The organism is Burkholderia sp. PAMC 26561, from assembly GCF_001557535.2.
In the GTDB taxonomy this organism is placed as follows: Bacteria; Pseudomonadota; Gammaproteobacteria; order Burkholderiales; family Burkholderiaceae; genus Caballeronia.
This window is the reverse complement of the sequence record NZ_CP014307.1, coordinates 422,749-446,255: the sequence shown is the minus strand read 5'-3', so window position 1 is coordinate 446,255 and position 23,507 is coordinate 422,749. Positions and strand designations below refer to the sequence as shown.

Here is a 23,507-nt window from a genome sequence, read left to right as displayed (position 1 = left end):
GTGTTCGACGGTTGAAATTGAGATAAATGAAAGTCACGTCCATGTGAAAACGCCGCAGCGGGGCTACGGCGAGAGGCCTTATGGGCGGACGATTATGCGCCAACTATCCAAATGCGTATCTCATATATAAGGGTTGCTGAATAAACGCGAAATTCAGGGCTGCGCCGTTTCGCTCCACAGCATTTCACGGGCTTCGCCCATGAGCAGCGGACGGTTCAATTCGGCCACTGTGCGCAGGAAATCCCACACTGCCGTGATGCGTTTCAGTTTGCGCAAATCCTCGCGGCAGGAAAGATAAAACGCACGCGTGACGACGATGTCATCGGCGAGTACCGGTTCGAGACGCGGGTCCTGTGCGGCCATGAAACACGGCAGGATGGCGAGCGCGCGACCCTGCAATGCAGCGTGATATTGCGCGATCACGCTGGTGCTGCGCCAGTTGGAAACCGCACCCGGAATGGCACGATCGAGATAGAGGAGTTCGTAGCTGAAAGCGAGGTCGTCGATGTAGCTTGCGAAGCGGTGCGTCCTCAGATCTTCGACTCGATGCACAGGCTCATGCTGTGCGAGATATTCGCGCGTGGCGTAGAGACGCAAGCGGTAGTCGCAGAGTTTCGTGTAGACGGTCTGCCCGTGTTCGGGGCGCTCGAGCGTCACCGCGATATCCGCTTCGCGTTTGGACAAGCTCACGAAATGCGGGACCGGCAACAGGTCGATGGAGATCTGCCTGTGCGTGTCCTGAAAGCGCGCGAGTTGCGGCGCGAGAAAAAAGCAGCCGAAGCCTTCGGTGCATCCCACGCGCACGTGGCCGGACAACGCGTGCCCCGAGTTCGCGATGTGTTCCGTCGCGGACTGGACCGTGGTTTCCATGGCATCGACGTAGGCAAGCAGGCGCTGGCCTTCCGCAGTGAGGACGAATCCGCCGCTGCGGGATTTATCGAAGAGTAGGGTGCCCAATGCGTCTTCGAGCGCACGGACGCGGCGCGCGACGGTCGTGTAGTCCACGCCAAGACGCTTCGCCGCGCCGCTCGCCCGCTGCGTCCGCGCGACTTCGAGGAAGTAACGCAGGTCGTCCCAGTTCAGGTTATGCAGGTTGTGTGCGGTCGATGGCGTGCTTTTTTGCATATCGGATGGGTGTTTCTATCGATACTTTAGAGAGATTTGCATAACTATACTGACGTTATTCAAATAAACGGAGACGACATTTCCCTTGGCGACCTCGCGCGGGTTTTCCCGTAGCAATGGTCCGCGTCTTCCGCTTGCTTGCCCCTTCCTTCAGGAGACTCCCACATGAATACCGCTGCTGACCGCCCGGCGCTCGCCGAACACACCGCTTCCGTACGCACGGCCAAATTGCTGATCGATGGCAAGTTCGTGGAATCGACTACGAAGGAATGGCGCGACATCGTCAATCCCGCCACGCAGGAAGTGGTCGGACGCGTACCGTTCGCGACGAAAGACGAAGTCGATGCCGCAGTGGCATCGGCGGCGAATGCGTTCAGGACGTGGCGGCTGACATCGCTTGGCGTGCGCATGCGCGTGATGCTCAAGTTCCAGGACCTCGTGCGCCAGAACATGAAACGCATCGCGCAGACGCTGACGGCCGAGCAAGGCAAGACGCTGGCGGATGCCGAAGGCGATATCTTCCGCGGGCTCGAAGTCGTGGAGCATGCTTGTTCCATCGGCACGTTGCAGCAAGGGGAATTCTCGGAGAACGTCGCGGGCGGCGTGGATACCTACACGCTGCGCCAGCCGATAGGCGTCTGCGCCGGCATCACGCCGTTCAACTTCCCCGCCATGATCCCGCTCTGGATGTTCCCGATGGCGATCGTCTGCGGCAATACGTTCGTGCTGAAGCCATCGGAACAGGACCCGTTGTCGACCATGGAACTCGTCGAACTCGCGCTCGAAGCCGGCGTTCCGGCGGGCGTCTTGAACGTGGTCCACGGCGGCAAGGATGTGGTCGATGCCATCTGCACGCATCCCGACATCCGGGCCATATCGTTCGTCGGATCGACGCATGTGGGTACGCACGTGTACAACCTGGGCAGCCAGCATGGCAAGCGCGTGCAGGCCATGATGGGCGCGAAGAATCACGCCGTCGTCCTGCCCGATGCAAACAAGGAGCAGACCCTCAACGCACTTGCGGGCGCCGGGTTCGGCGCGGCAGGGCAACGCTGCATGGCGACGTCCGTCGTGGTGTTCGTGGGGGCGTCGAAGGACTGGTTGCCGGATCTGGTCGAGCGTGCGCGCGGATTGTCTATCAACGGCGGCACGGAGGCGAATACGGATGTCGGGCCCGTTGTTTCGCGTGCGGCGAAGGAGCGCATTATCGGTTTGATCGAAGCAGGTGTGGGCGAGGGCGCAACGCTTTCGCTCGACGGCCGCGGCGTGGAAGTGAAGGGCTATGAGAAGGGTAACTTCATCGGCCCGACGATCTTCTCCGATGTCACCACCGAGATGACCGTCTACAAGCAGGAGATCTTCGGCCCGGTGATCTGCGTGCTGGAAGCAGCCACGCTCGATGACGCCATCGCCCTCGTCAACCGCAATCCCATGGGTAACGGCGTTGGCCTCTTCACGCAAAGCGGCGCGGCGGCGCGCAAGTTCCAGAGCGAGATCGACGTGGGCCAGGTCGGCATCAATATCCCGATTCCCGTTCCGGTCCCGTACTTCAGTTTCACCGGTTCGCGCGGATCGAAACTCGGCGATCTCGGCCCGTACGGCAAGCAGGTCGTGCAGTTCTACACGCAGACGAAAACGATCACATCGCGCTGGTTCGACGACGCCACGGTCAACGACGGTGTGAACACAACTATTTCGCTTCGCTAAGCATTTTCCGCACAGAACAATAACCAGGAGATACGCCATGGAAATCGGTTTTATCGGGCTCGGCAACATGGGTGGCCCCATGGCCGCCAACTTGCTGAAGGCGGGACATTCGCTGACGGTGTTCGATTTATCGAAGACGGCCTTGCAGGCAGCCGTCGACGCCGGCGCGCGGACTGCCGTATCGCCTCGTGAAGCGGTGCGCGAGGCCGAGGTGGTGATCACCATGCTGCCCGCGGCCGCGCACGTCAGGGCGGTCTATCTAAACGACGACGGCGTGCTCGCGGGCGTGCGCGCAGGCGTGCCGCTGGTGGACAGCAGCACGATCGATCCGGCGACCGCCCGGTCGATTAGTGAGAGCGCGGCAAAACATGGCAACCCGTTCGCCGATGCCCCCGTGTCCGGCGGCACGGTGGGCGCCCAGGCCGGTACGCTGACGTTCATGGTCGGTGCAAATGCTGAGTTGTTCGAAACGCTCAAGCCGGTGCTCGCGGGGATGGGCAAGAACATGGTGCAGTGCGGTGACACCGGCACCGGCCAGATCGCGAAAATCTGCAACAACCTCCTGCTAGGCATTTCGATGATCGGCGTGGCCGAAGCCATGAAGCTGGGCGCTTCGCTCGGAATCGATCCGAACAAGCTTGCCGGGATCATCAACACATCGACAGGTCGTTGCTGGAGCGCCGATACGTGTAATCCCTACCCTAACGTGCTGCCGAACGCGCCCTCTTCACGCGGGTATACCGGGGGATTTGGCGCAGACCTGATGCTCAAGGATCTGGGACTCGCCGTTGATGCAGCGCGTCAGGTGAAGCAACCGATCCTGCTTGGCGCGCTTGCACAACAGCTTTATCAATCGATGAGCATGCAGGGCTTGGGCGGGCTGGACTTCTCCGCGATCATCAAGCTGTACAGTAACGAGGATGCCTGAATAAACCGCAATAGTGAAAATACGTCTGTAGGTGCTTTATTAAGCTGCGTTGCAACATGTCGAACGTCCGCGTCATATGGGACAGGGACATGGGGAATACGATGATTCGCTTCGTCTGAAATTGGCCTATTCTCAAAGCACGACGTTCATGTCTCCGTCTTAATTAGTAAGTAGATGACGAAGTCAGCGAAGCCGCTTTGGAATACACATTAGGTTTAACCTAGGCCGGCAGCAATACCGGCGGCAAGCCAGGATCAAGGAGAGCCAGATGCAAACAACTCGTCATTTCCACATGGAGTTGCGTCACGCAACAATGCCGACCTACGTGTTCAGTTATCTGTTCCCGTTGGTACTGGCAGTGTATGAGCTATGGCGCGTAGGGTCGTGGGTCGCAGTCCGCGGATTCAACTTCACGGACTTCAGCGCGATGAGTTATGAGTTCGCGCTCATGCTGGCCGTGTTCCTGATGCAGGTCGTGGTCGAGATCGCATTCATGGCGGCAGCCATGCTGACCAAGCATCATGATGTGGCGCATCGCGCAGGCAACTTGCTGCTCGGCATTTTCTGTTCGGTGGTCGTATTGGGGTTCGACCTCGCGTTGCAATATGCGATGTAATTCTTAAAATCGCTTTGGGTTCTCGCAGCAAAGAAAAGCCCGTTTGAACATCAGGTTCAAGCGGGCTTTTTATCGTGCTGCCGAAGTGTGCAAGCGTTTCAGCAACCCACTGCGCTCGCGAGTTCCGGCGCCTTCTCCGCGCGCGCCTCGAAGCACTTCTTGTTCGCTTCCTTGAGCGCGGTGCGCAAGCCTTCTTCAACGACCGGGTGGTAGTAGGGCAACTTCAACATGTCTGCCACGCTGAGTTCAAGTTGCAATGCCCACGCGAGCAGATGACCCAGATGTTCGGCGGCCGGCCCGCAACCCTGCGCGCCGAGCAGCTTGCCCGTTTTCGCATCCGCATAGACATGCAGCAAGCCGCGATTTTGTCTCAGCACGCGACTGCGGCCTTGCGTTTCGAATGACACGCTGCCGGTCACTGTCATCTGTTTATCGAGGTCGTCGTAGGACGCGCCCACGATCGCCACTTGCGGCTCGCTGAAGACCAGCGAGAACGGTACCTTCCGCCTGACCGTCTGCACGTTGGGGAAATTTGCCGCGTTGTCGCCCGCGAGCTTGCCTTCGTCGGCGGCGTCGGATAGAAAAGGCCGCGTACCGTCGCAATCGCCGGCAATGAAGATGTTGCTGTCGCCACATTGCATCGATTGTTCGTTGAAGGCGGGAACACCCTTCTTGTCGAGTTCGATACCCGTGGTGTCCAGTCGCAGATTGCCGAGCGTCGGCTTCCTGCCGGTTGCGACCAGGACAAGATCGAAACGCTCGGTGCGATCGCTGCCATCGAGCGATTTGAAGCGGATGGTCGGTTCGCCATCCTGCATCGACTTCTCGTGGACGGTTGCGTCCGGGTCGAGATAGAACTCCGCCTGCAGCGCTTTGACCAGCGCATCGCGCACGGGGGTATCGGTAAGCGCGCCTACCTGGTTTTTCTGGCTGAACATGAAGACGTCCACGCCGAGCCGCGCAAACGCCTGGCCCAGTTCCAGCGCGATAGGACCTGCGCCGAATACAGCGCAACGTTTGGGCAAGGTCTTCAACTCGAAGACCTGGTCACTCGTGACGAGCCGGTCGCCGAAAATCTTGAAGTCGTCGGGAATGACCGATGCAGATCCGGTCGCGATGACCACGCTCGTGGCTTCAATGCGCGTTGCATCATCGACGATCAGTACGTTGCGTGACTCGAAACGTGCATGTCCGCGAATCACTGTTTCCGGCGGGAACGAAGCGATTTCCTCCAGCACACCCTTGACGAAATGATCACGTTCGCTGCGCATGTAAGCGAGCACGTGATCGCCGTTCGCTTCGAGATCGTGCGTGCCTTCAATACCTCTTGCCGCTTGATCCTTGGCATCGTGCAGGCCGTTTGCCGCCGCCAGCAAGAGCTTGGATGGCATGCAGCCCACCCGCGCGCACGTGGTGCCAAAATCGGCGCCTTCTATGATCACGGCTTCCTTGCCCGCACTGCGTGCCGCACGATACGCGGCCATGCCCGACGTTCCCGCGCCAATGACGGCGACGTCCACCTTGATTTGCTTCATCAGTACCCTTTGAGTGTTTCTACGACCATTGCGGATGTTCGCCGCCGAGGCTGCGGTCTAGCTGGAACGCTGCGCTGATCAGCGCCAGATGCGTCAGTGCCTGCGGGAAATTGCCGAGCGCTTCTCCGCTGATGGCGACTTCCTCCGAATAAAGCCCCACGTGATTTGCATACGCGAGCATTTTTTCGAAGACGAGCCGGCCTTCGTCGACACGGCCTGCGCGCGCGAGCGCCTCCGCGTACCAGAACGAACAGGCGCTGAAACCGCCTTCTTCTCCGGGCAAGCCGTCGAGTGAATCGCCGCGGGTGTAGCGAAAGATCAACGGATCGACTCCAAGCTCGTTGCCGATTGCATCGAGCGTCGTAAGCCAGCGCGGATCCTTCGGTCCTATGAAGCGCACGAGCGGCATCATCAGCGTGGAGGCATCGAGCGTTTTCGAATCCGGCGTCTGCACGAAACTCTTGATCTCATCGTTCCAGAAGTTCGTGTAGATGTCCTCGTGAATCGCGTCGCGTACCGCATTCCATTCCTGGAACGGAGCGGGCAGCGAGCGCTTTTGCGCAAGGCGTATCGCCCGGTCGAGGGTGACCCAGCACATCAATCTCGAGTGCAGTAACGGCCGGCCACCGTTGCGGAATTCCCAGATGCCCTGGTCCGGGTTCTGCCACTTCTGCGCGACGAAGTTGACGGTGCGCGTGACGTGTTGCCAGCCATCGTAGGAGATGGATTCGCCATACTTGTTGTAGAGGTAGATGGCGTCGAGCAACGCGCCGTACACGTCGAGCTGGGTCTGGTCGCGCGCGCCATTGCCAATCAACGGCGGCTCCATGCCGCTGCCATAAAGGGTATCGACGGCTTCTTCGTCGGGCGGTGCTTCGCCGTCGACGGCGTACATCACGTTGAACGATCCATCCGAGTCGCATTGCTTGTTGCGCTCGGCGATCCAGTTCTTGAAGTCGCGCGCTTCGCCGACGTAGCCGAGGCGCAGCAGCGCGTAGACGGAGAACGCGGCGTCGCGAATCCACGCGTAGCGATAATCCCAGCGGCGGCCGCCGTCCGGCGTTTCCGGCATGCCAAAGGTCGGTGCGGCGATGATTGCGCCAGTCTCGCGCGAGCTGAGCAGCTTCAGCAGCAGCGCGGAGCGCATCACGACCTCGCGATAACGCCCGTGATAAGTCGATTTCGCTGACCAAGCCCGCCAGAAATCGATGGTGTCGGAGAGCGCCTGCTTGCACGGCAGTTCGCCGCGAGCGGGCTCTGTTTCGCCGCCGAAAAGGAAGCACGCGGTCTCGCCTTCCTTGAGTTCGAACTGCGCGACAGCATCGTTTCCATCGATTCCCAGCTCGATTGTCGAGTCCAGTATCAGCGCGTCGATCTCGCCCGGGTTCTTGCCTGAGGGCGTGAAGCGGATGGTGTTCTTATCGACTTGAGCGGCTTCGTGGCTGCCACGCGCGTAGTCGAAGCGCGGCGCGCAATGCATGCGTACGGACATGTCGCCGTACTTCGCGCGGATCACGCGAACGACGCAATTCGAGTCGCCTTTCTCGTCCTCATCGTCTTTCGATACCGGCATGAAGTCGACAAGCTCGCACACCGCATCGCCCGACATGAAGCGCGTCAGCAGCACGTTGGTCTCAGGCAGATACATCTGCCTGGTGCGCGCGATCTTGAAGGTCGGCGCAATGGTGAAGGCGCCGCCGCGCTTTTCGTCGAGCAGCGCGCCGAAGATGGTCGGCGAATCGACGCGCGGAAAACACATGAAGTCGATCGAGCCTTCCGTGGATATGAGCGCCGTCGTGCGCATGTTGCCGATCAGACCGTGTGCATCGATAGGAATGCCGTGCAAGGTCGGCGGATCGGTCTTGGCCGGGCTGTCGTCGTGAGAGTCCTGCGTCCGCGGATCAGCCATTATCAGCGAACCCCGGATACAAGGTCATGCCGCCGTCCACGAACAGCGTGGTGCCGGTCACGTAGTCGCTTTCGTCGTATGCTAGCCATACCGCCGCATTGCCGATGTCCTCCGCTTCTCCAATGCGGCCGTAAGGCACGAGTTCGAGCAGCTTCTTGAGCGCGTCGGGGTTGTCCCAGGCCGACTTGTTGATCGGCGTCTGTATCGCGCCGGGAGCGATCGAGTTCACGCGGATCTTGTGCGGTGCGACTTCCTGTGCGAGCGATTTCATCATCATCTGGATGCCGCCCTTCGACGCCGCATAGTTGACGTGCCCCGCCCAGGGAATGACCTCATGAACCGAACTCATGCAGATGATCTTGCCGAGCGCTTTCGATACGGGCCGCGGACCGCGTCGAAGGAATTCGCGTACGGCACGTTGTGCGGTCATGAACTGGCCTGTGAGATTCAGGTTCATCACCGCGTTCCAGTCGGCAAGCGTCATGTCGATGAACTTCGCGTCCTTCTGCACGCCGGAGTTGGCGACCACGATATCGACCGTGCCGAAGCGTTTGACGAGGGTATCGAACATGGCGTCGATGTCGGCTTCGTCGGAGACGTCGGCCTGGATCGCGATCGCCTGGCCACCGGCCTGTTCGATTTTGGCAGCGAGGCCTTCGGCCTCTTCACCATGTGAGTGGTAGTTGATGGCGACGCTCGCGCCAGCTTCGGCGAGCGCGAGCACGACTCCGTAACCAATGCCGGAGCTGCCGCCGGTTACGAGCGCGATTTGACCTGCAAGTCTTTGAGCCATGGCGTTCCCTGATTCGATGCGAAGCGAGTTCCGGAGGCTGGCTCGCGATGCATCCTTATGGGGCCGGCCGGAGCCGGCGATGTCATGGCCGCAAGCAAATCCCGGTCCCGGCCGTCAGGCCAGCGCGGGGTATCACTCCGCGTGAACGGCGAGCGCGGGGAACAGCTCGGTCGGGTGCGCAATTTCTTCTTGTGCCGCGACGATTTCGAGCTCGTATCGCCCGGCTTCGTAGGTGGTTTTCACAACTGCGTTGACGGCGGCCAACGAGTGTTCGAGAGCTCCGCGCACCGAATCGCCCAGCAGCGTGCGCGCAAGGAACACCGCGCTCGTCAGGTCGCCCACACCGACCGGCTGGCGCGCGAACGGATAGAGCGGCCGCTGCGCGAACCACGCCTGGCTTTCGGTCACGGCGAGCATGTTGAAGGTGTCGGCGCGGCTGTTCCTGTCGATCAGATGTTTGACCAGCACGACCTTCGGACCGCGCGCAATGAGTTCCCGGCACGCTTCGACGGCTTCTTCCACGGTCTCGATTGTGCGGCCGGTCAGCTTCTGCAGCTCGACGTGATTCGGCGTCATGGCATCGGAGATCCCGGGCATGGTGGTGACGAGAAACTCCTGGATTCCCGGCTCCACGATGCAACCGGTCGCCGCACCCATGACCGGATCGCAATAGTAGAGCGCTTTGGGATTCACGGCCTTGACCATCCTGACGATCTCGACCACCGCCGCGGCCTGGTCGGGCGCGCCGAGATATCCGGACAGCACGGCATTGCATCGAGAAAGTACGCCGATGGCGCCGACGCCTTCGATCACGCGCGTGAGCTCGCCGGCGTCGACAGCACTGCCGGTCCAGCGCCCGTATTGGGTATGGTTGGAAAACTGCCCGGTGTTGAGCGGCCAGACGTTCACGCCCATGCGGCGCATGGGAAAGACGGCCGCGCTGTTGCCTGCGTGACCAAACACGACGTGCGACTGAATACTGAGGACGTTGTTCATGATGTTTTTTCGTCATTGGCCAATGTGGCGGATCGGTCGCGGCGCCATATGCGCCGAGGCCTGGCGCACCGCACGTCATTGTGCCGTGGCGCGTGGCTTTGTGACGCGCCGAAAAGCAGATTTTTCCTTCCTCCCGACACGTTAACGCTTCGAGTAGCCTCGTTTGGCACGGTGATTGCTCAGGGTGCCTGAAACCCTCGGATTGCCAAGCGTTTGACCGGCCTTTCACAGCCCCATCCGCCACCACCTAGATCTTTGTCCATTCAACGCTGAAAAGCAGGTGCGAACTATTTACCTTTGCAGCAGAATCAATCCCACGAGCTGTATTTCCAAGCCATTTGAATCTTCTGGAGGAAATCCGAATTCTTTGGTTCGAATTTGATGGGACAGGTCGGGAACAATCAGAAACAGGCCGCACAGGCCGCAAAAGAGGAGGTCAGTATGGAGACGCTGAACAGAGAGAAGTTGTCGCAAAGTCACACCGATTTGCAGAAAAACACGTTAGCCATCGTCCTTGCAGGCGGTCGCGGCACGCGCCTCGGCGCACTGACGAACAAACGCGTCAAACCGGCGGTGCACTTCGGCGGCAAATACAGGATCGTCGACTTTGCGTTGTCCAACTGTCTGAATTCGGGCATCCGGCGCATCGCCGTCGTGACGCAATACAAGGCGCATTCGCTGTTGCGCCACCTGCAGCGCGGCTGGGGTTTCCTCCGTGGCGAATTCAATGAATTCATCGATATCTGGCCGGCACAGCAACGTGTCGATGCAAGCTGGTATCGCGGGACGGCGGACGCCGTGTTCCAGAATCTCGACATCATTCGTTCGATCGGCCCGGAATACATAGTCGTGCTGGCGGGCGATCACATCTACAAGCAGGACTACACGCGCATGGTGCTCGACCATGTGGAGAGCGGCGCGGATTGCACGGTCGGCTGTATTGAAGTGCCGCGCATGGAAGCGACCGCGTTCGGTGTGATGCACGTCGATGCACAACGCCGCATCACCGCGTTCCTGGAAAAGCCCGAAGATCCGCCCGCCATGCCCGGCAAGCCCGACATCGCGCTTGCGAGCATGGGCATCTATGTGTTCAGCGCGAAGTATCTCTACCAGTTGCTCGAGGAAAACATTCTTACGTCCGAGACGGACCACGACTTCGGCAAGGACATTCTGCCGCGCGTAGTGACGAGCGGCAGGGCGATCGCTCATCCGTTCGGCATGTCGTGCGTGACGTCGGAAACCGATCCCAACGCACCGCCGTACTGGCGCGATGTGGGCACCGTCGACGCGTACTGGGCGGCTAATCTCGACCTGGCATCGACGATACCCGCGCTCGATCTCTACGACCGGCGCTGGCCGATCTGGACCAATCAGGAACAGTTGCCACCGGGCAAGTTCGTACGCGACCTGCACGGACAGCAAGGCGCGATCAACAACCTGCTGGTGTGCGGCGGTTGCGTGATCGCGGGGTCGCAAGTGTCGCGGTCGGTGTTTTCATCGGCGGTACGAGTGAATTCGTTCTGTCACATCAATGAAGCCGTGTTGCTGCCGCAAGTCACGGTGGGGTCGAGTTGCCGGCTGAAGAAGGTGGTGATCGACCGGGGTTGCACGCTGCCGGAGGGGCTTGTGATCGGCGAGGATCCCCAGTACGACGCGGAGCGGTTCTACAGGACGGAAAGCGGTGTGGTGCTGGTCACGCAAGAGGCGTTGACACGTCTCGGACAAGCAAAGCAGTCATAGTTCGCTAAACTGCGTGCGTGAAAGACTGAGCGGACGATACCGTTCAGCGCAACCAGCCAATGGGGAACCGATGACCGTATGCGTGCTGCATGTTGCAGCGGAAATGTATCCGCTTTTGAAGACCGGCGGCCTCGCCGATGTAGTGGGCGCCTTGCCGCCGGCCCAGATGCAGCTGGGCACGGATGCCCGGGTGGTCCTGCCGGCGTTTCCCTCTGTTGTGGCGGGTTTGACGCAGATCGAGCACGTGGCGGATCTCGGTCCGGCGTTCGGACTGGGAAATGTCAGGCTCGAACGCGGCGTGCTGGAGCCGCATGCGATCGTGGTGTACATCGTGCGCGCCGATGCCTTCTACAACCGGCCCGGCAATCCGTATCTGGATGCATCGCACACTCAATATGCCGATAGCGACCGGCGTTTCGCATTGCTCGGCTGGGCGGCAGCGCGCATTGCCCACGGCGCCGATTCAACGTGGCGACCCGATGTGGTGCACGCGCACGACTGGCACGCGGGGCTCGCGCCGGCTTACTTGCGAGCGTGGGAACGCACGTCGGGCGTGCGCGTGCCGTCGGTCATCACGGTTCACAACCTCGCATATCAAGGCGTTTTCCCGGCAGCCGAATTCGGCGTGCTGCAATTGCCGGCGGATTTTTTCTCCGTCGATGGAATCGAGTTTTACGGTCACTTGTCTTTCTTGAAGGCGGGGCTTTTCTACGCCGATCGCATCACGACGGTAAGTCCAACCTACGCCCGCGAAATCCAGACCCGGGTTCAGGGCGCCGGTCTCGACGGCCTGTTGCGCACCCGTACACACGACATCACCGGCATCCTGAACGGTGTCGATAAAACGGTATGGAATCCGGCCACTGATACAGCCATCAACACGCAGTATTCCGTTGAAAAGATCTCCGGCAAGGAGAAATGCAAGGCGGCGCTGCAGGAACGCATGGGCCTCGCGCGCGATCCCGACGCGCTCCTGTTTGGCGTGGTAAGCCGGTTGACGGAGCAAAAGGGCATCGACCTGTTGCTCTCGGCGCTGCCCGATATTGTCCAGCGCGGCGGTCAGCTCGTGGTGCTCGGGACCGGCGATCCGGCGCTCGAGAACGGCCTCAAGTACGCTGCGGCAGCCAATCCCCAATCGGTGGCGGTGGAACTCGGATTCGATGAAACGCTGTCTCATTCGATTATCGCGGGCAGCGATATCGTGATGGTGCCTTCACGTTTCGAACCGTGCGGACTGACGCAGCTTTATGCGCTTGCATATGGTTCGCTGCCGCTCGTGCATTGCGTGGGCGGCCTGGCGGACACGGTCGTGGATACATCGCTTGAGAATCTCGCCGATGAAATCGCCACCGGCTTCGTGTTCGAGAAGTTCGACCGGCCGTCGATTGTCGCGGCCGTCCGGCGGGCGTTTGCGTTGAAAGCGCGGAGGCCCGACTGGAAGGCCGTCGTGCATCGCGCGATGGAGCAGGACTTCGGCTGGGAAGCCTCGGCGTTGCGATATGCAGAGGTGTATCACGAACTGACGGTCTAGTCTTCCATGTCGCGTGCGAGCGCGTGGATCGCGATCTGCACGCGGCTCGTCAGGTTGAGCTTGCGCAGCACGTTGCGAACGTGAATCTTCACGGTGCTTTCGGCCAGATCGAGTTCGCGCGCAATGTCCTTGTTGCTCGCGCCGCGTGCAACGATCCGCACAATGTCGCGCTCGCGCGGCGTCAACGCGGATGATTCACGGGCATCGCGTGCAGGCAATTCTTCTGCCTTCTGCGGCGTCCTCATTTTCGCGATCAAACGCTGCGTCATGCTTTCCGCGATGACTGATTCGCCACCGGCGGCGCGACGGATCATGGTGGCGAGTGCATCGGCGTCCATGTTCTTGAGCAGATATCCGCACGCGCCTTCGCGCAGCGCGGACGTCAGTTCATCCACGTCCTCCGACACCGTTAGCATGATCACGGCCGTGTCGGGCAAGTCCTGCTGCAGCAACTGCAGCGTCTCGATACCCGATAACCCCGGCGTGTTCAGATCGAGCAACACCACATCCGGCCGATGCTGCTTTGCGCGCTTGATTCCCTCGATGCCATCGGCGGCATCTCCCACGACCTCGAAGTCCGGCTGATGCTGCAACAGCGCATGCACGCCGGAGCGGAACAGCGTGTGGTCGTCGATCAACAGAATGCGGATGGTCATGCTGCCTGCCTTCTGCTTGCGGGCAGCAGGAGGTGAACGCGTGCGCCGCCGCCCGGCCGGCTTTCGAGTCGGAGTTGCGCCCCGAGGCGTGCCGCGCGTTCGCGCATGATGTGAAAGCCGACGTGCGCTTCGCCGCGGCTCGCGATGTCGGCCGGGTCGTAACCATCGCCGTCGTCCTGCACGGTCAGATGAAAATCCTCGGCGTTCCTGATGACTACACGCACGTTCGAGGCCGATGCATGTTTGCGCACATTCGACAACGCCTCCTGCAGGATGAACAGCACCTGCAATTGCTGATCGGACGGCAACGGCAATCCGCTTGCCTCTTCGTAATCGAGGTGCAAGGGCGAGCCCGATTGCCGCTCGAAGCGCGTGACTGTTTCCTCGATGGCATCGCGAAGATTTCCCGCACCGAACTTCGTACGGAAATTCACGAGCAGTTCGCGCACATCTTCGTAACTTTCTTCCAGGCCGCCACGCAGCAGCGGCACGATCTCGCGGATCTCGTTCAAGTCGTCGCGGGTCGCGGCGGTGTCGAGCAGATGTAATTGCATCTTCAGGAAATTGAGGCTTTGCGCAATGCTGTCGTGCAAGCCCTGCGCGACCAGATGGCGCTCCTGCGCCACCGCAAGCTGACGGGCGGCCGCCGCCAGCCGATGGTTCTGCAGTGCGGTGCCAAGATGCCGTCCGAGCGTCTCGAGCAACCGCGTCTCGGACGGCAGCATGTCGCGTTCGTGACGAAAGTGCAGCGAGAACGAGCCGAGCGCAATCTGCTTCGAGACAATACCGAACGCAGTGACGGTGGCGAACCCCGCGGTGCCGCAATCGACTGCGGGTGCGCTGATCGAGGCGCGTCCCGAACGCAGGTCCCTGATCACGGCGATACCGCTTGTCGCCACCGCGCCGCATACGCAATCGCTCGCCGGCATGCAGCGTTCAACGTCGGTCATGCGCTCGGGCAATCCTTCCGAGACGACCATATGGAGGTTGTCATCGTCCGGGGCGAGGATGCGGACCGAACCAGCGTTGGCGTGGAACTGGCGCATCACGCGCGTCAGAAAACCGCGGCACAGCACCTCTACGTCGTGCGCGCCGTGCAGGAACGCCGTCATCTCGTAGAGCGCAAGCAGTTCGCCGTTGCGTGCCGAAAGTTGCGCGGTCTTGTGCGTAACGCGCAGCGCCAGGTCCTGGTAAAGGCTTTGGAGTTCTGCCGCCATGCGATTGAAGCCCTGCGCCAGATGGCCGAATTCATCACGCGATTCGACTTGCAGGCGGGCGGTGAATTCGCGTTGTTCAATTCGCGACAAACCGCGTTCTAGGCGCCTCACGGGCAGCACGAACCACGCGTAGAGCAGGTACACGATCGCCATGGTGCCAAGGCAGGCCAGCGCCGCGAGCGCGAGTTGCGAGCGCCTGAGCCACGCGGTCTTGCGCGCGTTTTCCTGCTCGATCAGACGCACGAGTGCATCGGCTTGCATGACAAAGGCGGGCAGACGGTCGAGATACAGGTGAGGGGCCATGCCGTTCTGTGCGATCGCGGGTTTCAGCGCGTCGCGCCAGGTCGCCGATACGACATTGAATTGCACGCGTATGGCAGGCGTTTCCGGTAGAAAGAGCGGGCGGACCGGATCGCCCTGGTCGAGCCGCGCGAGCGTCTGGTCGAGTTGTGCGCTTTGCAAAGCCACGTTGGCGGGACGGGCGGCGCGCATTTCGCCGAGCTGGATCGCGATGTTGCCCGCACGCATGCGCAGGCTGCCGGCGTCGTTGATCGCGGCGCCGGCGCCTTCGAGCTGCCACGACAGCCACAGCGTCCCCACGATCATCGATAAGAACAGCGCCAGCGCCACGCCCGACAATGTGACGATGCGGGTGGAAAGCCGGTAGCGCAGCGGTGTGGCGGGTGAAGCCGCGTGAAAGAGAAGGTCGGACATTGGACTGCGGGTGGAAGCCGGGTTGATGCCAGGAAAAAGCAAAGACTCCTGATTATCCGGCGTACCCGCAGCTTAAAGCGAAAGTCCGACTGTTTTACATATGAACTCCCCAATCCCAGCGACGTCCGCCAGAGGCAGAAGCGGAACATTGGGTGCGGCATGAAGACGCGGGGCGTCGTCGGTGGCGATGGCGAGGATCGCTGTATCGGAGAGATACAGCGGATCGCGACCCTCGCCCGGCCGCACGACTTCCAGACGCGGCAATGGCTCCCGCGTGAAGCCTTCCACGAGCGTGAGGTCAGCGGGACTCAGCCGCGCAATCAGATCAGTAAGCGGCGGCTCGGGACCATCGTGCAACTCACGCACGATCGCGTAACGGTACGGCGAAGCGATCAGCACTTCTCCCGCGCCGGCGGCGCGAAACCGTGCGCTGTCCTTGCCCGGCGGTTCCAGATCGATCGAATGATGGCTGTGTTTCACCACGTTCACAATCAGGCCGCGCGCCTGGAACCAGGGCAGGAGCGCTTCAATCAGCGTGGTCTTGCCTTGTCCCGAACGCCCGCAGATTCCGAAGATGTGCAGCTTTGCCGCCGCTTGCGTCATATCGCTTTCCCGTCTTTCCAACCCTTGATATCCGCGCGCGCTACTGCTTCGGTGACATAGCGCTGTTCGGCAAGGTCGCGCAGTGCGAGCGACATCGCTTCGCGGATACGCAACTCGACCTGTTCGAACGGCAAGATCCTGCCCGGCGATTTTTCGTGAACGCGGACAATATGAAAACCGAATTCCGTTTCCACGAGCGCAGGGCAGAGCGTGCCGGCGGGCGCGGCGAATACCGCGCGCTCGAATTCTGCCACGGTATCGCCGCGGCCGATTTCTCCGAGCGCGCCGCCATCCCGTCCCGAGGGGCAATTGGACAAGGTCCGCGCAGCATCGACGAAACGCAGTTCGATGTCGGCGCCCGCTCCCAGCAACGCGTCGAGCGTTTGCTGCGCGCGTTTTCTCAGCGCCGCCAGGTCCACGCGGTCGGTCACCTGGAACAGGATGTGGCTGACCCTCGCGCGCTCGTTCACGCGCCAGCGTTCCTGATCCGCCAGGTAATGGCGCTTGCACTCTTCGTGCGTGGGCGCGACGGCTCCGGCGATCTGGTGCTCGAGCAGCGCTTCGATCAACTGCTCGTCGCTCGCAGCGGACGCGAGGTCCAGATGTGCGGCTTCATCGAGGAGCACACGGCGCAGTACGGCCGCCGTCAGTGCTGCCTGATGTGCGTCGGGCGTCTCTGCTTCGCCGGACAACTCGCGTTCGATATCCTGGTCTGTCAGTTCCGTGCCGTTGACTGTGATCGCCATGATGTTCCTTTCCAAACAATAAGCGCGGACAAGCGCCGATCAGCGCGGACGCACGAGCTGCCATGCGCGGCCCAGATACGTCACGGAAGAAAAGCCGCTCCAGACATGCACGAGCCGCGTGAACGGGAAGATCACGAAGAGCGTCATTCCCATGAAGAGATGCAGGCGGAACAGCAGCGGGGTGCTCGCAACGAAGCTGGCGGCGTCGCCCCGGAACGTGACCACGTGCTGCGCCCACGTCATCAGCTGAACCATCACGTGACCGTCCATGTGAGCGGACGATTCTCCGATCGTCGTCAGTCCCAGCAGCAGCGTGCAAAGAATCCAGAGCAGCAGGATCTTGTCGCCCATGCGGGTGACGGCCGAAACACGCGCGTTGGTCATGCGCCGATGAATCAGGATCAGCAGTCCCGACAGGCACAGCCATCCCATGATGCCGCCGGCGATCATCGCGACGGCTTGTTTCGTGCTGTGATCGACACCGAGAAAATCCCATACGGCGACCGGCGTCAGCAAGCCGGCGAGATGCCCGAAGAACAACCCGAGAATGCCGATGTGGAACAGGATATTGCCCAGCCGCAAATTGCCGCGATGAAGCATCTGCGAGCTGTCGGTTTTCCATGTGTACTGCTCGCGCTCGAAACGCGCAAGGCTGCCGAACAGGAAGATGGCGGCCGCGATATACGGATAAATGCCGAATAGAAATTGATTGAACATGAGCGGGTCCCTTGAACTCAGTTGGCCGTGGCCGGTGGACGCGGATGGAAATGCACCGGCTGGGCCATCGGCGTGGACGTGGATGGAGCAAGCAGCGGTTCGACTCCGTCCGCGCCCGGGCCGAAGCGTTCGAGCGCCTCGTCCATGTCGCGAATGGGTGGAATCTCGGCGGCTTGCGGGACGACATCGGTCATTGAACGCAGGACTGTGAAGACACCGGCGTACGGGCTTTGATCGCGAGCAAGACGGTCGCCTAACGCGGCGAGGACGTGGATGGCTTCGTCGAGTAACGCACGTGCTTCGGAAGGCTCGATGTTGCCAAGGACTTCCAGAAACAGCGGCACGTGGTCGGGCAATTCGTTCGTCGCCATTTCGAGGCCATGCCGGCGGTATTCATCGAGCAGATCGACCATGGCTTGTCCGCGGTCCCGGCTTTCGCCGTGAACGTGCTCGAACAGATGCAGCGAATGCGCGGGATTACGGTCGAATGTCGCGACGTAATTCTCCTGCAACTCGATCAACGGGGATGCATTGAGCAAGGCGACGAGTGGCTGCAGCGCGGCGCGGGTCGTGTCCGGGAACGCGTGCAGCTCCTGATCGATCTCGCCAAGTGCATCGAGCAATTCCTGCTCGGGGTAGTCGAGCAAGGTCGCGAGCAACGTGTAGATGGAAAGCGTAGCGTTCACGATGAGACCTCAGCTTGCTTGCGCGACTTCGGCATGTCGGCGAATACCACGCTGCCCTGCGGTTTCTTGCCGAACAACGATACTTCCGAGACCCCGCCCGAGCAGCCATTGCCAAACGTAAAGCCGCAACTGCCTTTGTCGTTGAAGCTGTCTTCGACGATTTCCTTATGCGATGACGGCACGACGAAACGGTCTTCGTAGTTCGCAATGGCCATCGTCTGGTACATGTCTTCAACTTGTGCGGGCGTGATGTTCAGGCCCTTCAGCAATTCCGGTTCGGCGCGGCCATGCACGACTTCAGCGCGCTTGAACGCGCGCATGGCGAGCATGCGTTCGAGAGCGGACGTGACTGGGGCTTCGTCGCCGGCGGTCAGCAGGTTGGCCAGATACTTCACCGGAATGCGCAGGCTCTTCACGTCCGGAATGATGCCGTCCATGCCGATATGACCCGCATCCGCCGCCGATTGAATCGGCGAAAGGGGCGGGATGTACCAGACCATCGGCAACGTCCGGTACTCGGGATGCAGCGGAAACGCGACCTTCCATTCAACCGCCATCTTGTAGACCGGCGACTTGCGTGCGGAATCCAGCCAGCTTTGCGGAATGCCTTGTGCGAGCGCTTCGGCCTGCACGGCGGGATCGTGCGGATCGAGGAACACATCGAGCTGCGACTGATACAGGTCCTTCTCGTTTTCAACCGCTGCCGCATCGCCAATCTTGTCGGCGTCATAGAGCAGCACGCCGAGATAGCGAATCCGTCCCACGCACGTCTCCGAGCATACGGTCGGCTGACCTGCTTCAAGTCGCGGATAGCAAAAGTTGCACTTTTCGGCCTTGCCGCTTTTCCAGTTGAAGTAGATCTTCTTGTACGGGCACCCCGAGATGCACATGCGCCAGCCGCGGCACTTGTCCTGATCGACGAGAACAATGCCGTCGTCTTCGCGCTTATAAACAGAACCTGACGGGCACGACGCCACGCACGCCGGGTTCAGGCAGTGCTCGCACAGCCGCGGCAAATACATCATGAAGGTGTTTTCGAAGGTGGCGTACATCTCCTTCTGCACGTTCTCGAACAACGCGTCACGTCCGCGCGATGAAAACTCGCCGCCCAGGTCGTCTTCCCAGTTCGGACCCCAGACGATCTTGTCCATCTTCTTGCCGGTGATGACCGAAACAGGGCGCGCGGTCGGCGGCGTCTCGCTCAGGCGCGCTTTCTGCAAATGCTCGTAGTCGAACGTGAACGGCTCATAGTAATCGTCGATAGCCGGCAGATTCGGGTTCGCGAACAGGTTCGCGAGCACCTTCAGCTTGCCGCCCTGGCGTGGACGCAGTCGGCCAGATGCATCGCGTATCCAGCCACCTTGCCACTTCTTCTGGTTCTCCCATTCCTTCGGATAACCGATGCCGGGTTTCGTCTCCACGTTGTTGAACCACGCGTACTCCACGCCGTCGCGCGAGGTCCACACGTTCTTGCACGTCACGGAGCACGTATGGCAACCGATGCATTTATCCAGATTCAACACCATTGCGACTTGCGCACGAATTTTCACGATGCAGCTCCTTCATGTTCCTTCAGCGGACCTTCGAGCCACGCCACTTTTTTCATCTTGCGCACGATCACGTACTCGTCGCGGTTCGACCCCACGGTGCCGTAGTAATTGAAACCGTAGGCTTGCTGCGCGTACCCGCCGATCATGTGCGTCGGCTTGAGCACCGTGCGCGTGACCGAGTTGTGGATGCCGCCGCGCATGCCGCTTGTTTCGGCCCCCGGCACGTTCACGATCTTTTCCTGCGCGTGATACATCAGGCACATGCCGCGCGGCACGCGCTGGCTCACCACGACCCGCGCTGTCAGCGTGCCGTTCACGTTGAACACTTCCACCCAGTCGTTATCGACGAGACCTGCTTCTTTTGCCTCTGCTTCAGACACCCACACGTGAGGTCCGCCGCGCGAGAGCGTCAACATGCGCAGGTTGTCCGAGTAAGTGGAGTGGATGCCCCATTTCTGGTGGGGCGTGATCCAGTTGAGCACGAGCTCATGCTCGCCGTTGGGTTTTGCGCCAAGCATGGCGGTGACGGTTTTCGTGTTGATCGCCGGGCGATACACGCACGAGCCTTCGCCGAAATCCAGCATCCATCGATGATCCTGGTAGAACTGCTGCCGGCCCGTCAGCGTGCGCCATGGGATCAGTTCATGCACGTTCGTATAACCGGCGTTGTAGCTCACTTCCTCGGATTCGAGGCCCGACCATGTGGGCGCGGAAATGATCTTGCGCGGCTGCGCCTGGACGTCGCGGAAACGGATCTTGTCGTGCTCGCGGCCAAGCGCGAGGTGCGCGTGTTCGCGTCCCGTGATCTTCGACAACGCTTCCCACGCCTTGACTGCCACATGCCCGTTGGTTTCCGGCGCGAACGTGAGGATCATCTCGGCTGCATCGATAGCCGTATCCAGACGCGGACGTCCCAGGCTCACGCCCGGTTCGGTGACGGTTTTCGTGATGTCCGCGAGCTCGCCGACTTCGTGCTTGCTGTTCCAGTTGATGCCCTTGCCGCCGTTGCCTTGCGTATCGAGCAGCGGTCCGACCGACGTGAACTTGCGATACACATCCTTGTAGTTACGCTCGACGACGGTCATGGACGGTGCGGTCTTGCCCGGGATCAGGTCGCATTCGCCCGCGCGCCAGTCCTTCGGCTCGAACGGCTGGCCGAGCTCGCCGGGGGTGTCGTGCATGAGCGGCGTGCAGACCAGGTCGGTGCGCGTGCCCAGATGCGCACCGCCGATTTCCGCGAACTTCTCGGCAATGCCCTTGTAGATTTCCCAGTCGCTCTTGCTTTCCCACAAGGGTTGCACGGCTTCCGACAACGGATGAATGAACGGATGCATGTCCGATGTATTGAGGTCGTCTTTCTCGTACCACGTAGCGGTCGGCAACACGATGTCGCCATAAAGGCAAGTCGTGCTCATGCGGAAATCGAGCACGGTGAGAAGATCGAGCTTGCCTTCGGCGGCGGGGCGCACGTTGACTTCGCCCGGCATGATGGCGTCGTTTTCATCGGAGAAGAGGGCGTTCTGCGTGCCGAGCAAATACTTCAGGAAATACTCGTGCCCCTTGCCCGAACTGCCCAGGATGTTCGAGCGCCAGACGAACATGTTGCGCGGGAAGTTGACGGGGTTGTCCGGGTCGTCGCAGGAGAACTGCAGCTTGCCGGACTTCAGGCGGTCCACCACGTAATCCACAGGCTTCATGCCGGCGTGAACGGCCGCGTCAGTGAGGTCGAGCGGGTTTGCACCGAGTTGCGGTGCGCTCGGCAACCAGCCCATGCGCTCGGACTTCGCGTTGAGATCGAGCATGGAGAGGTGCGAATACTTGCCCATGTTCGCGGTCGGCGCGAGGACTTCACTCAGGCCCACTTTCTCGTGACGCCACTGACTCGTGTGGTTGTAGAAGAACGACGTGCCGTTCATCTGGCGCGGCGGCTTCGACCAGTCGAGCGCGAATGCGAGCGGCGCCCAGCCGAACTGCGGACGCAGCTTTTCCTGGCCTACGTAGTGCGCCCAGCCGCCGCCGCTCTTGCCCACGCAACCGCACATCATCAGGAGGTTGATGATGCCGCGATAAATCATGTCGTTGTGATACCAGTGATTGAGCGCCGCGCCCACGATCACCATGCTCTTGCCCTGGGTCTGATGGGCGTTCGTCGCAAATTCGCGCGCCACCTGGATCACGAGGTTGCGCGGGACCGTGGTGTGCTTTTCCTGCCATGCCGGCGTGTAGGGGACGTCGTCGTCGTAGCTCGTTGCGACGTTCGGGCCGCCAAGGCCTTGGTCCACGCCGTAGTTCGCCATCTGCAGATCGAACACGGTCGCAACGAGCGCGCAGGTGCCATCGGCGAGGGTGACGCGTTTTGCCGGGACGCGCCGGCTCAGCAGCGCGTCGTGCTCGCTGCCGAAATAGGGGAAGCCGACTTCGACGGCTTCGTCGTGCGCGTCGATCATGGAAAGACGCGGGTCGATGGCGCGGCCGCTGCCGCCGTCCTTCAGTTCGAGGTTCCAGCGGCCGACCTTCTCGCCGTCGTTGTGCGACGCCTCGTTCCAGCGAAAACCGATCGTGCCGTTGGGCGCGACAATCTCGCCGCTGCCGGCGTCCAGCACGAGCGTCTTCCATTGCGCGTTGTTGGCTTCATCGAGGTTATCGGCGAGATGCGATGCGCGCAGGAAGTGATCGGGGACCAGGGTTTCGCCGTTGTCGCGCAGCAGCACGAGCATCGGCATGTCGGTGTATTGCTTCACGTAGTCGCGAAAATACGCGGACTTGTTCGACGCGTTGGCCGCGTGGAATTCCTTCAGCACGACGTGGCCCATTGCCATTGCCAACGCTGCGTCGGTGCCTTGCGTCGGCGCGAGCCAGATATCGCCGAACTTGACCATCTCGCCGAAATCCGACGATACCGCCACAGTCTTCGTGCCCTTGTAGCGGACTTCGGAATAGAAGTGCGCGTCGGGCGTACGGGTTTGAGGAATGTTCGATCCCCACACCATGAGGTAGGTCGAGTTGTACCAGTCGGCTGATTCCGGCACGTCGGTCTGCTCGCCCCACACTTGCGGCGAAGCCGGCGGCAGATCGCAATACCAGTCGTAGAACGAGAGGCAGACGCCGCCGATCAGGCTGAGATAACGTGAACCGGCGGCGTATGACACCATCGACATTGCCGGGATCGGCGAGAAGCCGATCACGCGATCCGGCCCGAACTTGCCGATGGTGAACGCATTCGCCGCCGCGATCATTTCATTGGCGGTATTCCAGTCGGCGCGCACGAAGCCGCCGAGTCCGCGCACGCTCTTGTAGCGTTTCGACTTGACGGGGTCCTGACTGATCGATGCCCAGGCCGCGACCGGGTCCATGCTCTTGCGTGCTTCGCGCCACATGTCCATCAGGCGGCCGCGGATCATCGGGTACTTCACGCGCTGCGCGGAATACACGTACCAGCTATACGATGCCCCCCGCGGACAGCCGCGCGGTTCGTGATTGGGCAAGTCGGCGCGTGTGCGCGGATAGTCGGTCTGCTGCGTTTCCCAGACAATCAAACCGTTCTTCACGTACACCTTCCACGAGCATGAACCGGTGCAGTTCACACCGTGCGTGGAACGTACGATCTTGTCGTGTTGCCAACGGTTTCTATATCCGTCTTCCCACTTGCGGTCTTCGCTGACAACCGCGCCATGGCCGTTCGCAAACGTCGACTGCGTGCGCTTGACGAACTTCAGGCGATCCAGAAAATGACTCATT

General features: G+C 61.0%; 18 protein-coding genes. 5 read left to right on the top strand and 13 right to left on the bottom strand.

Translation table 11 applies throughout. The annotated features are described in order from the left end of the window. Positions 1 to 153 precede the first annotated feature (153 nt). Positions 154 to 1,125 (bottom strand): LysR family transcriptional regulator, encoded by a 972-nt coding sequence (locus AXG89_RS17675; RefSeq protein WP_062171292.1) that lies wholly within the window; start codon positions 1,123 to 1,125, stop codon positions 154 to 156. Positions 1,126 to 1,290: 165 nt separating this feature from the next. Here AXG89_RS17675 and AXG89_RS17670 point away from each other — a divergent pair, with 165 nt between their 5' ends. From AXG89_RS17670 to AXG89_RS17660, 3 genes are all read left to right on the top strand, one after another. Further along, positions 1,291 to 2,832, top strand: a complete 1,542-nt coding sequence (locus AXG89_RS17670) for a CoA-acylating methylmalonate-semialdehyde dehydrogenase (protein WP_062171290.1) — start codon at positions 1,291 to 1,293, stop codon at positions 2,830 to 2,832. A gap of 37 nt (positions 2,833 to 2,869) precedes the next feature. Then, on the top strand, positions 2,870 to 3,760 hold the full coding sequence (gene mmsB, locus AXG89_RS17665) for a 3-hydroxyisobutyrate dehydrogenase (protein ID WP_062171288.1): 891 nt from the start codon (positions 2,870 to 2,872) through the stop codon (positions 3,758 to 3,760). 268 nt (positions 3,761 to 4,028) lie between these two features. Further along, positions 4,029 to 4,376, top strand: a complete 348-nt coding sequence (locus AXG89_RS17660) for a hypothetical protein (RefSeq protein WP_062003176.1) — start codon at positions 4,029 to 4,031, stop codon at positions 4,374 to 4,376. 98 nt (positions 4,377 to 4,474) lie between these two features. Here the strand turns inward: AXG89_RS17660 and AXG89_RS17655 are convergent, their stop codons facing one another. The 4 genes from AXG89_RS17655 to pdxY form a co-directional block, all read right to left on the bottom strand. After that, positions 4,475 to 5,911: a dihydrolipoyl dehydrogenase gene (locus AXG89_RS17655; RefSeq protein WP_062171286.1), complete on the bottom strand. Its 1,437-nt coding sequence runs from the start codon at positions 5,909 to 5,911 to the stop codon at positions 4,475 to 4,477. A 19-nt stretch (positions 5,912 to 5,930) separates the two neighbouring features. Then, on the bottom strand, positions 5,931 to 7,820 hold the full coding sequence (locus AXG89_RS17650; RefSeq protein ID WP_256701154.1) for a glycoside hydrolase family 15 protein: 1,890 nt from the start codon (positions 7,818 to 7,820) through the stop codon (positions 5,931 to 5,933). Beyond that, the gene (locus AXG89_RS17645; protein WP_062171284.1) at positions 7,813 to 8,613 is read right to left on the bottom strand and encodes an SDR family oxidoreductase; all 801 of its coding nucleotides are present in this window, start codon (positions 8,611 to 8,613) and stop codon (positions 7,813 to 7,815) included. The genes AXG89_RS17650 and AXG89_RS17645 overlap by 8 nt, the downstream gene beginning before the upstream one ends. Positions 8,614 to 8,745: 132 nt before the next feature. Beyond that, positions 8,746 to 9,609: a pyridoxal kinase PdxY gene (pdxY, locus tag AXG89_RS17640; RefSeq protein ID WP_062171277.1), complete on the bottom strand. Its 864-nt coding sequence runs from the start codon at positions 9,607 to 9,609 to the stop codon at positions 8,746 to 8,748. Between the two features lie 441 nt (positions 9,610 to 10,050). Between pdxY and glgC the strand changes: the two genes are divergently transcribed. Then, positions 10,051 to 11,349: a glucose-1-phosphate adenylyltransferase gene (gene glgC / locus AXG89_RS17635; RefSeq protein ID WP_062003710.1), complete on the top strand. Its 1,299-nt coding sequence runs from the start codon at positions 10,051 to 10,053 to the stop codon at positions 11,347 to 11,349. A 70-nt stretch (positions 11,350 to 11,419) separates the two neighbouring features. Beyond that, positions 11,420 to 12,880 (top strand): glycogen synthase GlgA, encoded by a 1,461-nt coding sequence (gene glgA / locus AXG89_RS17630; protein ID WP_062003172.1) that lies wholly within the window; start codon positions 11,420 to 11,422, stop codon positions 12,878 to 12,880. On the opposite strand, the gene AXG89_RS17625 is transcribed toward glgA, so the two are convergent. The 8 genes from AXG89_RS17625 to AXG89_RS17590 all read right to left on the bottom strand — a co-directional run bounded on the left by AXG89_RS17625 (position 12,877) and on the right by AXG89_RS17590 (position 23,506). Continuing rightward, the gene (locus tag AXG89_RS17625) at positions 12,877 to 13,536 is read right to left on the bottom strand and encodes a response regulator (RefSeq protein ID WP_062171276.1); all 660 of its coding nucleotides are present in this window, start codon (positions 13,534 to 13,536) and stop codon (positions 12,877 to 12,879) included. The two genes, glgA and AXG89_RS17625, sit on opposite strands and share 4 nt — an antisense overlap. Continuing rightward, entirely contained in the window at positions 13,533 to 15,467 is a 1,935-nt protein-coding gene (locus AXG89_RS17620) for a type IV pili methyl-accepting chemotaxis transducer N-terminal domain-containing protein (RefSeq protein ID WP_062171274.1), read from the bottom strand. Before AXG89_RS17620 ends, AXG89_RS17625 begins: the two co-directional genes overlap by 4 nt. Positions 15,468 to 15,539: 72 nt before the next feature. Then, positions 15,540 to 16,070 carry a molybdopterin-guanine dinucleotide biosynthesis protein B gene (gene mobB / locus AXG89_RS17615; RefSeq protein WP_062171272.1) on the bottom strand — a complete coding sequence of 177 codons (531 nt, stop codon included), beginning with the start codon at positions 16,068 to 16,070 and terminating at the stop codon, positions 15,540 to 15,542. Next, on the bottom strand, positions 16,067 to 16,816 hold the full coding sequence (locus AXG89_RS17610; protein WP_062171264.1) for a peptidylprolyl isomerase: 750 nt from the start codon (positions 16,814 to 16,816) through the stop codon (positions 16,067 to 16,069). Before AXG89_RS17610 ends, mobB begins: the two co-directional genes overlap by 4 nt. 39 nt (positions 16,817 to 16,855) lie before the next feature. Beyond that, positions 16,856 to 17,533 (bottom strand): respiratory nitrate reductase subunit gamma, encoded by a 678-nt coding sequence (gene narI, locus AXG89_RS17605; RefSeq protein WP_062171261.1) that lies wholly within the window; start codon positions 17,531 to 17,533, stop codon positions 16,856 to 16,858. A gap of 17 nt (positions 17,534 to 17,550) precedes the next feature. Further along, the gene (gene narJ / locus AXG89_RS17600) at positions 17,551 to 18,219 is read right to left on the bottom strand and encodes a nitrate reductase molybdenum cofactor assembly chaperone (RefSeq protein ID WP_062171260.1); all 669 of its coding nucleotides are present in this window, start codon (positions 18,217 to 18,219) and stop codon (positions 17,551 to 17,553) included. Then, a complete protein-coding gene (narH, locus tag AXG89_RS17595) occupies positions 18,216 to 19,769 on the bottom strand; it encodes a nitrate reductase subunit beta (protein WP_062171258.1) in 1,554 nt (517 codons plus the stop codon). The genes narJ and narH overlap by 4 nt, the downstream gene beginning before the upstream one ends. After that, positions 19,766 to 23,506: a nitrate reductase subunit alpha gene (locus AXG89_RS17590; RefSeq protein ID WP_062171256.1), complete on the bottom strand. Its 3,741-nt coding sequence runs from the start codon at positions 23,504 to 23,506 to the stop codon at positions 19,766 to 19,768. The genes narH and AXG89_RS17590 overlap by 4 nt, the downstream gene beginning before the upstream one ends. Position 23,507: the final 1 nt, after the last annotated feature.

What these genes read in the sequence shown, in the direction of transcription:
- AXG89_RS17620 (WP_062171274.1), bottom strand. Translation starts at nt 15,467, where the DNA reads ATGTCCGACCTTCTCTTTCACGCGGCTTCACCCGCCACACCGCTGCGC.
- mmsB (WP_062171288.1), top strand. Translation starts at nt 2,870, where the DNA reads ATGGAAATCGGTTTTATCGGGCTCGGCAACATGGGTGGCCCCATGGCC.
- AXG89_RS17625 (WP_062171276.1), bottom strand. Translation starts at nt 13,536, where the DNA reads ATGACCATCCGCATTCTGTTGATCGACGACCACACGCTGTTCCGCTCC.
- AXG89_RS17590 (WP_062171256.1), bottom strand. Translation starts at nt 23,506, where the DNA reads ATGAGTCATTTTCTGGATCGCCTGAAGTTCGTCAAGCGCACGCAGTCG.
- AXG89_RS17650 (WP_256701154.1), bottom strand. Translation starts at nt 7,820, where the DNA reads ATGGCTGATCCGCGGACGCAGGACTCTCACGACGACAGCCCGGCCAAG.
- AXG89_RS17675 (WP_062171292.1), bottom strand. Translation starts at nt 1,125, where the DNA reads ATGCAAAAAAGCACGCCATCGACCGCACACAACCTGCATAACCTGAAC.
- glgC (WP_062003710.1), top strand. Translation starts at nt 10,051, where the DNA reads ATGGAGACGCTGAACAGAGAGAAGTTGTCGCAAAGTCACACCGATTTG.
- pdxY (WP_062171277.1), bottom strand. Translation starts at nt 9,609, where the DNA reads ATGAACAACGTCCTCAGTATTCAGTCGCACGTCGTGTTTGGTCACGCA.
- AXG89_RS17645 (WP_062171284.1), bottom strand. Translation starts at nt 8,613, where the DNA reads ATGGCTCAAAGACTTGCAGGTCAAATCGCGCTCGTAACCGGCGGCAGC.
- AXG89_RS17655 (WP_062171286.1), bottom strand. Translation starts at nt 5,911, where the DNA reads ATGAAGCAAATCAAGGTGGACGTCGCCGTCATTGGCGCGGGAACGTCG.
- glgA (WP_062003172.1), top strand. Translation starts at nt 11,420, where the DNA reads ATGACCGTATGCGTGCTGCATGTTGCAGCGGAAATGTATCCGCTTTTG.
- mobB (WP_062171272.1), bottom strand. Translation starts at nt 16,070, where the DNA reads ATGACGCAAGCGGCGGCAAAGCTGCACATCTTCGGAATCTGCGGGCGT.
- AXG89_RS17660 (WP_062003176.1), top strand. Translation starts at nt 4,029, where the DNA reads ATGCAAACAACTCGTCATTTCCACATGGAGTTGCGTCACGCAACAATG.
- narI (WP_062171261.1), bottom strand. Translation starts at nt 17,533, where the DNA reads ATGTTCAATCAATTTCTATTCGGCATTTATCCGTATATCGCGGCCGCC.
- AXG89_RS17670 (WP_062171290.1), top strand. Translation starts at nt 1,291, where the DNA reads ATGAATACCGCTGCTGACCGCCCGGCGCTCGCCGAACACACCGCTTCC.
- AXG89_RS17610 (WP_062171264.1), bottom strand. Translation starts at nt 16,816, where the DNA reads ATGGCGATCACAGTCAACGGCACGGAACTGACAGACCAGGATATCGAA.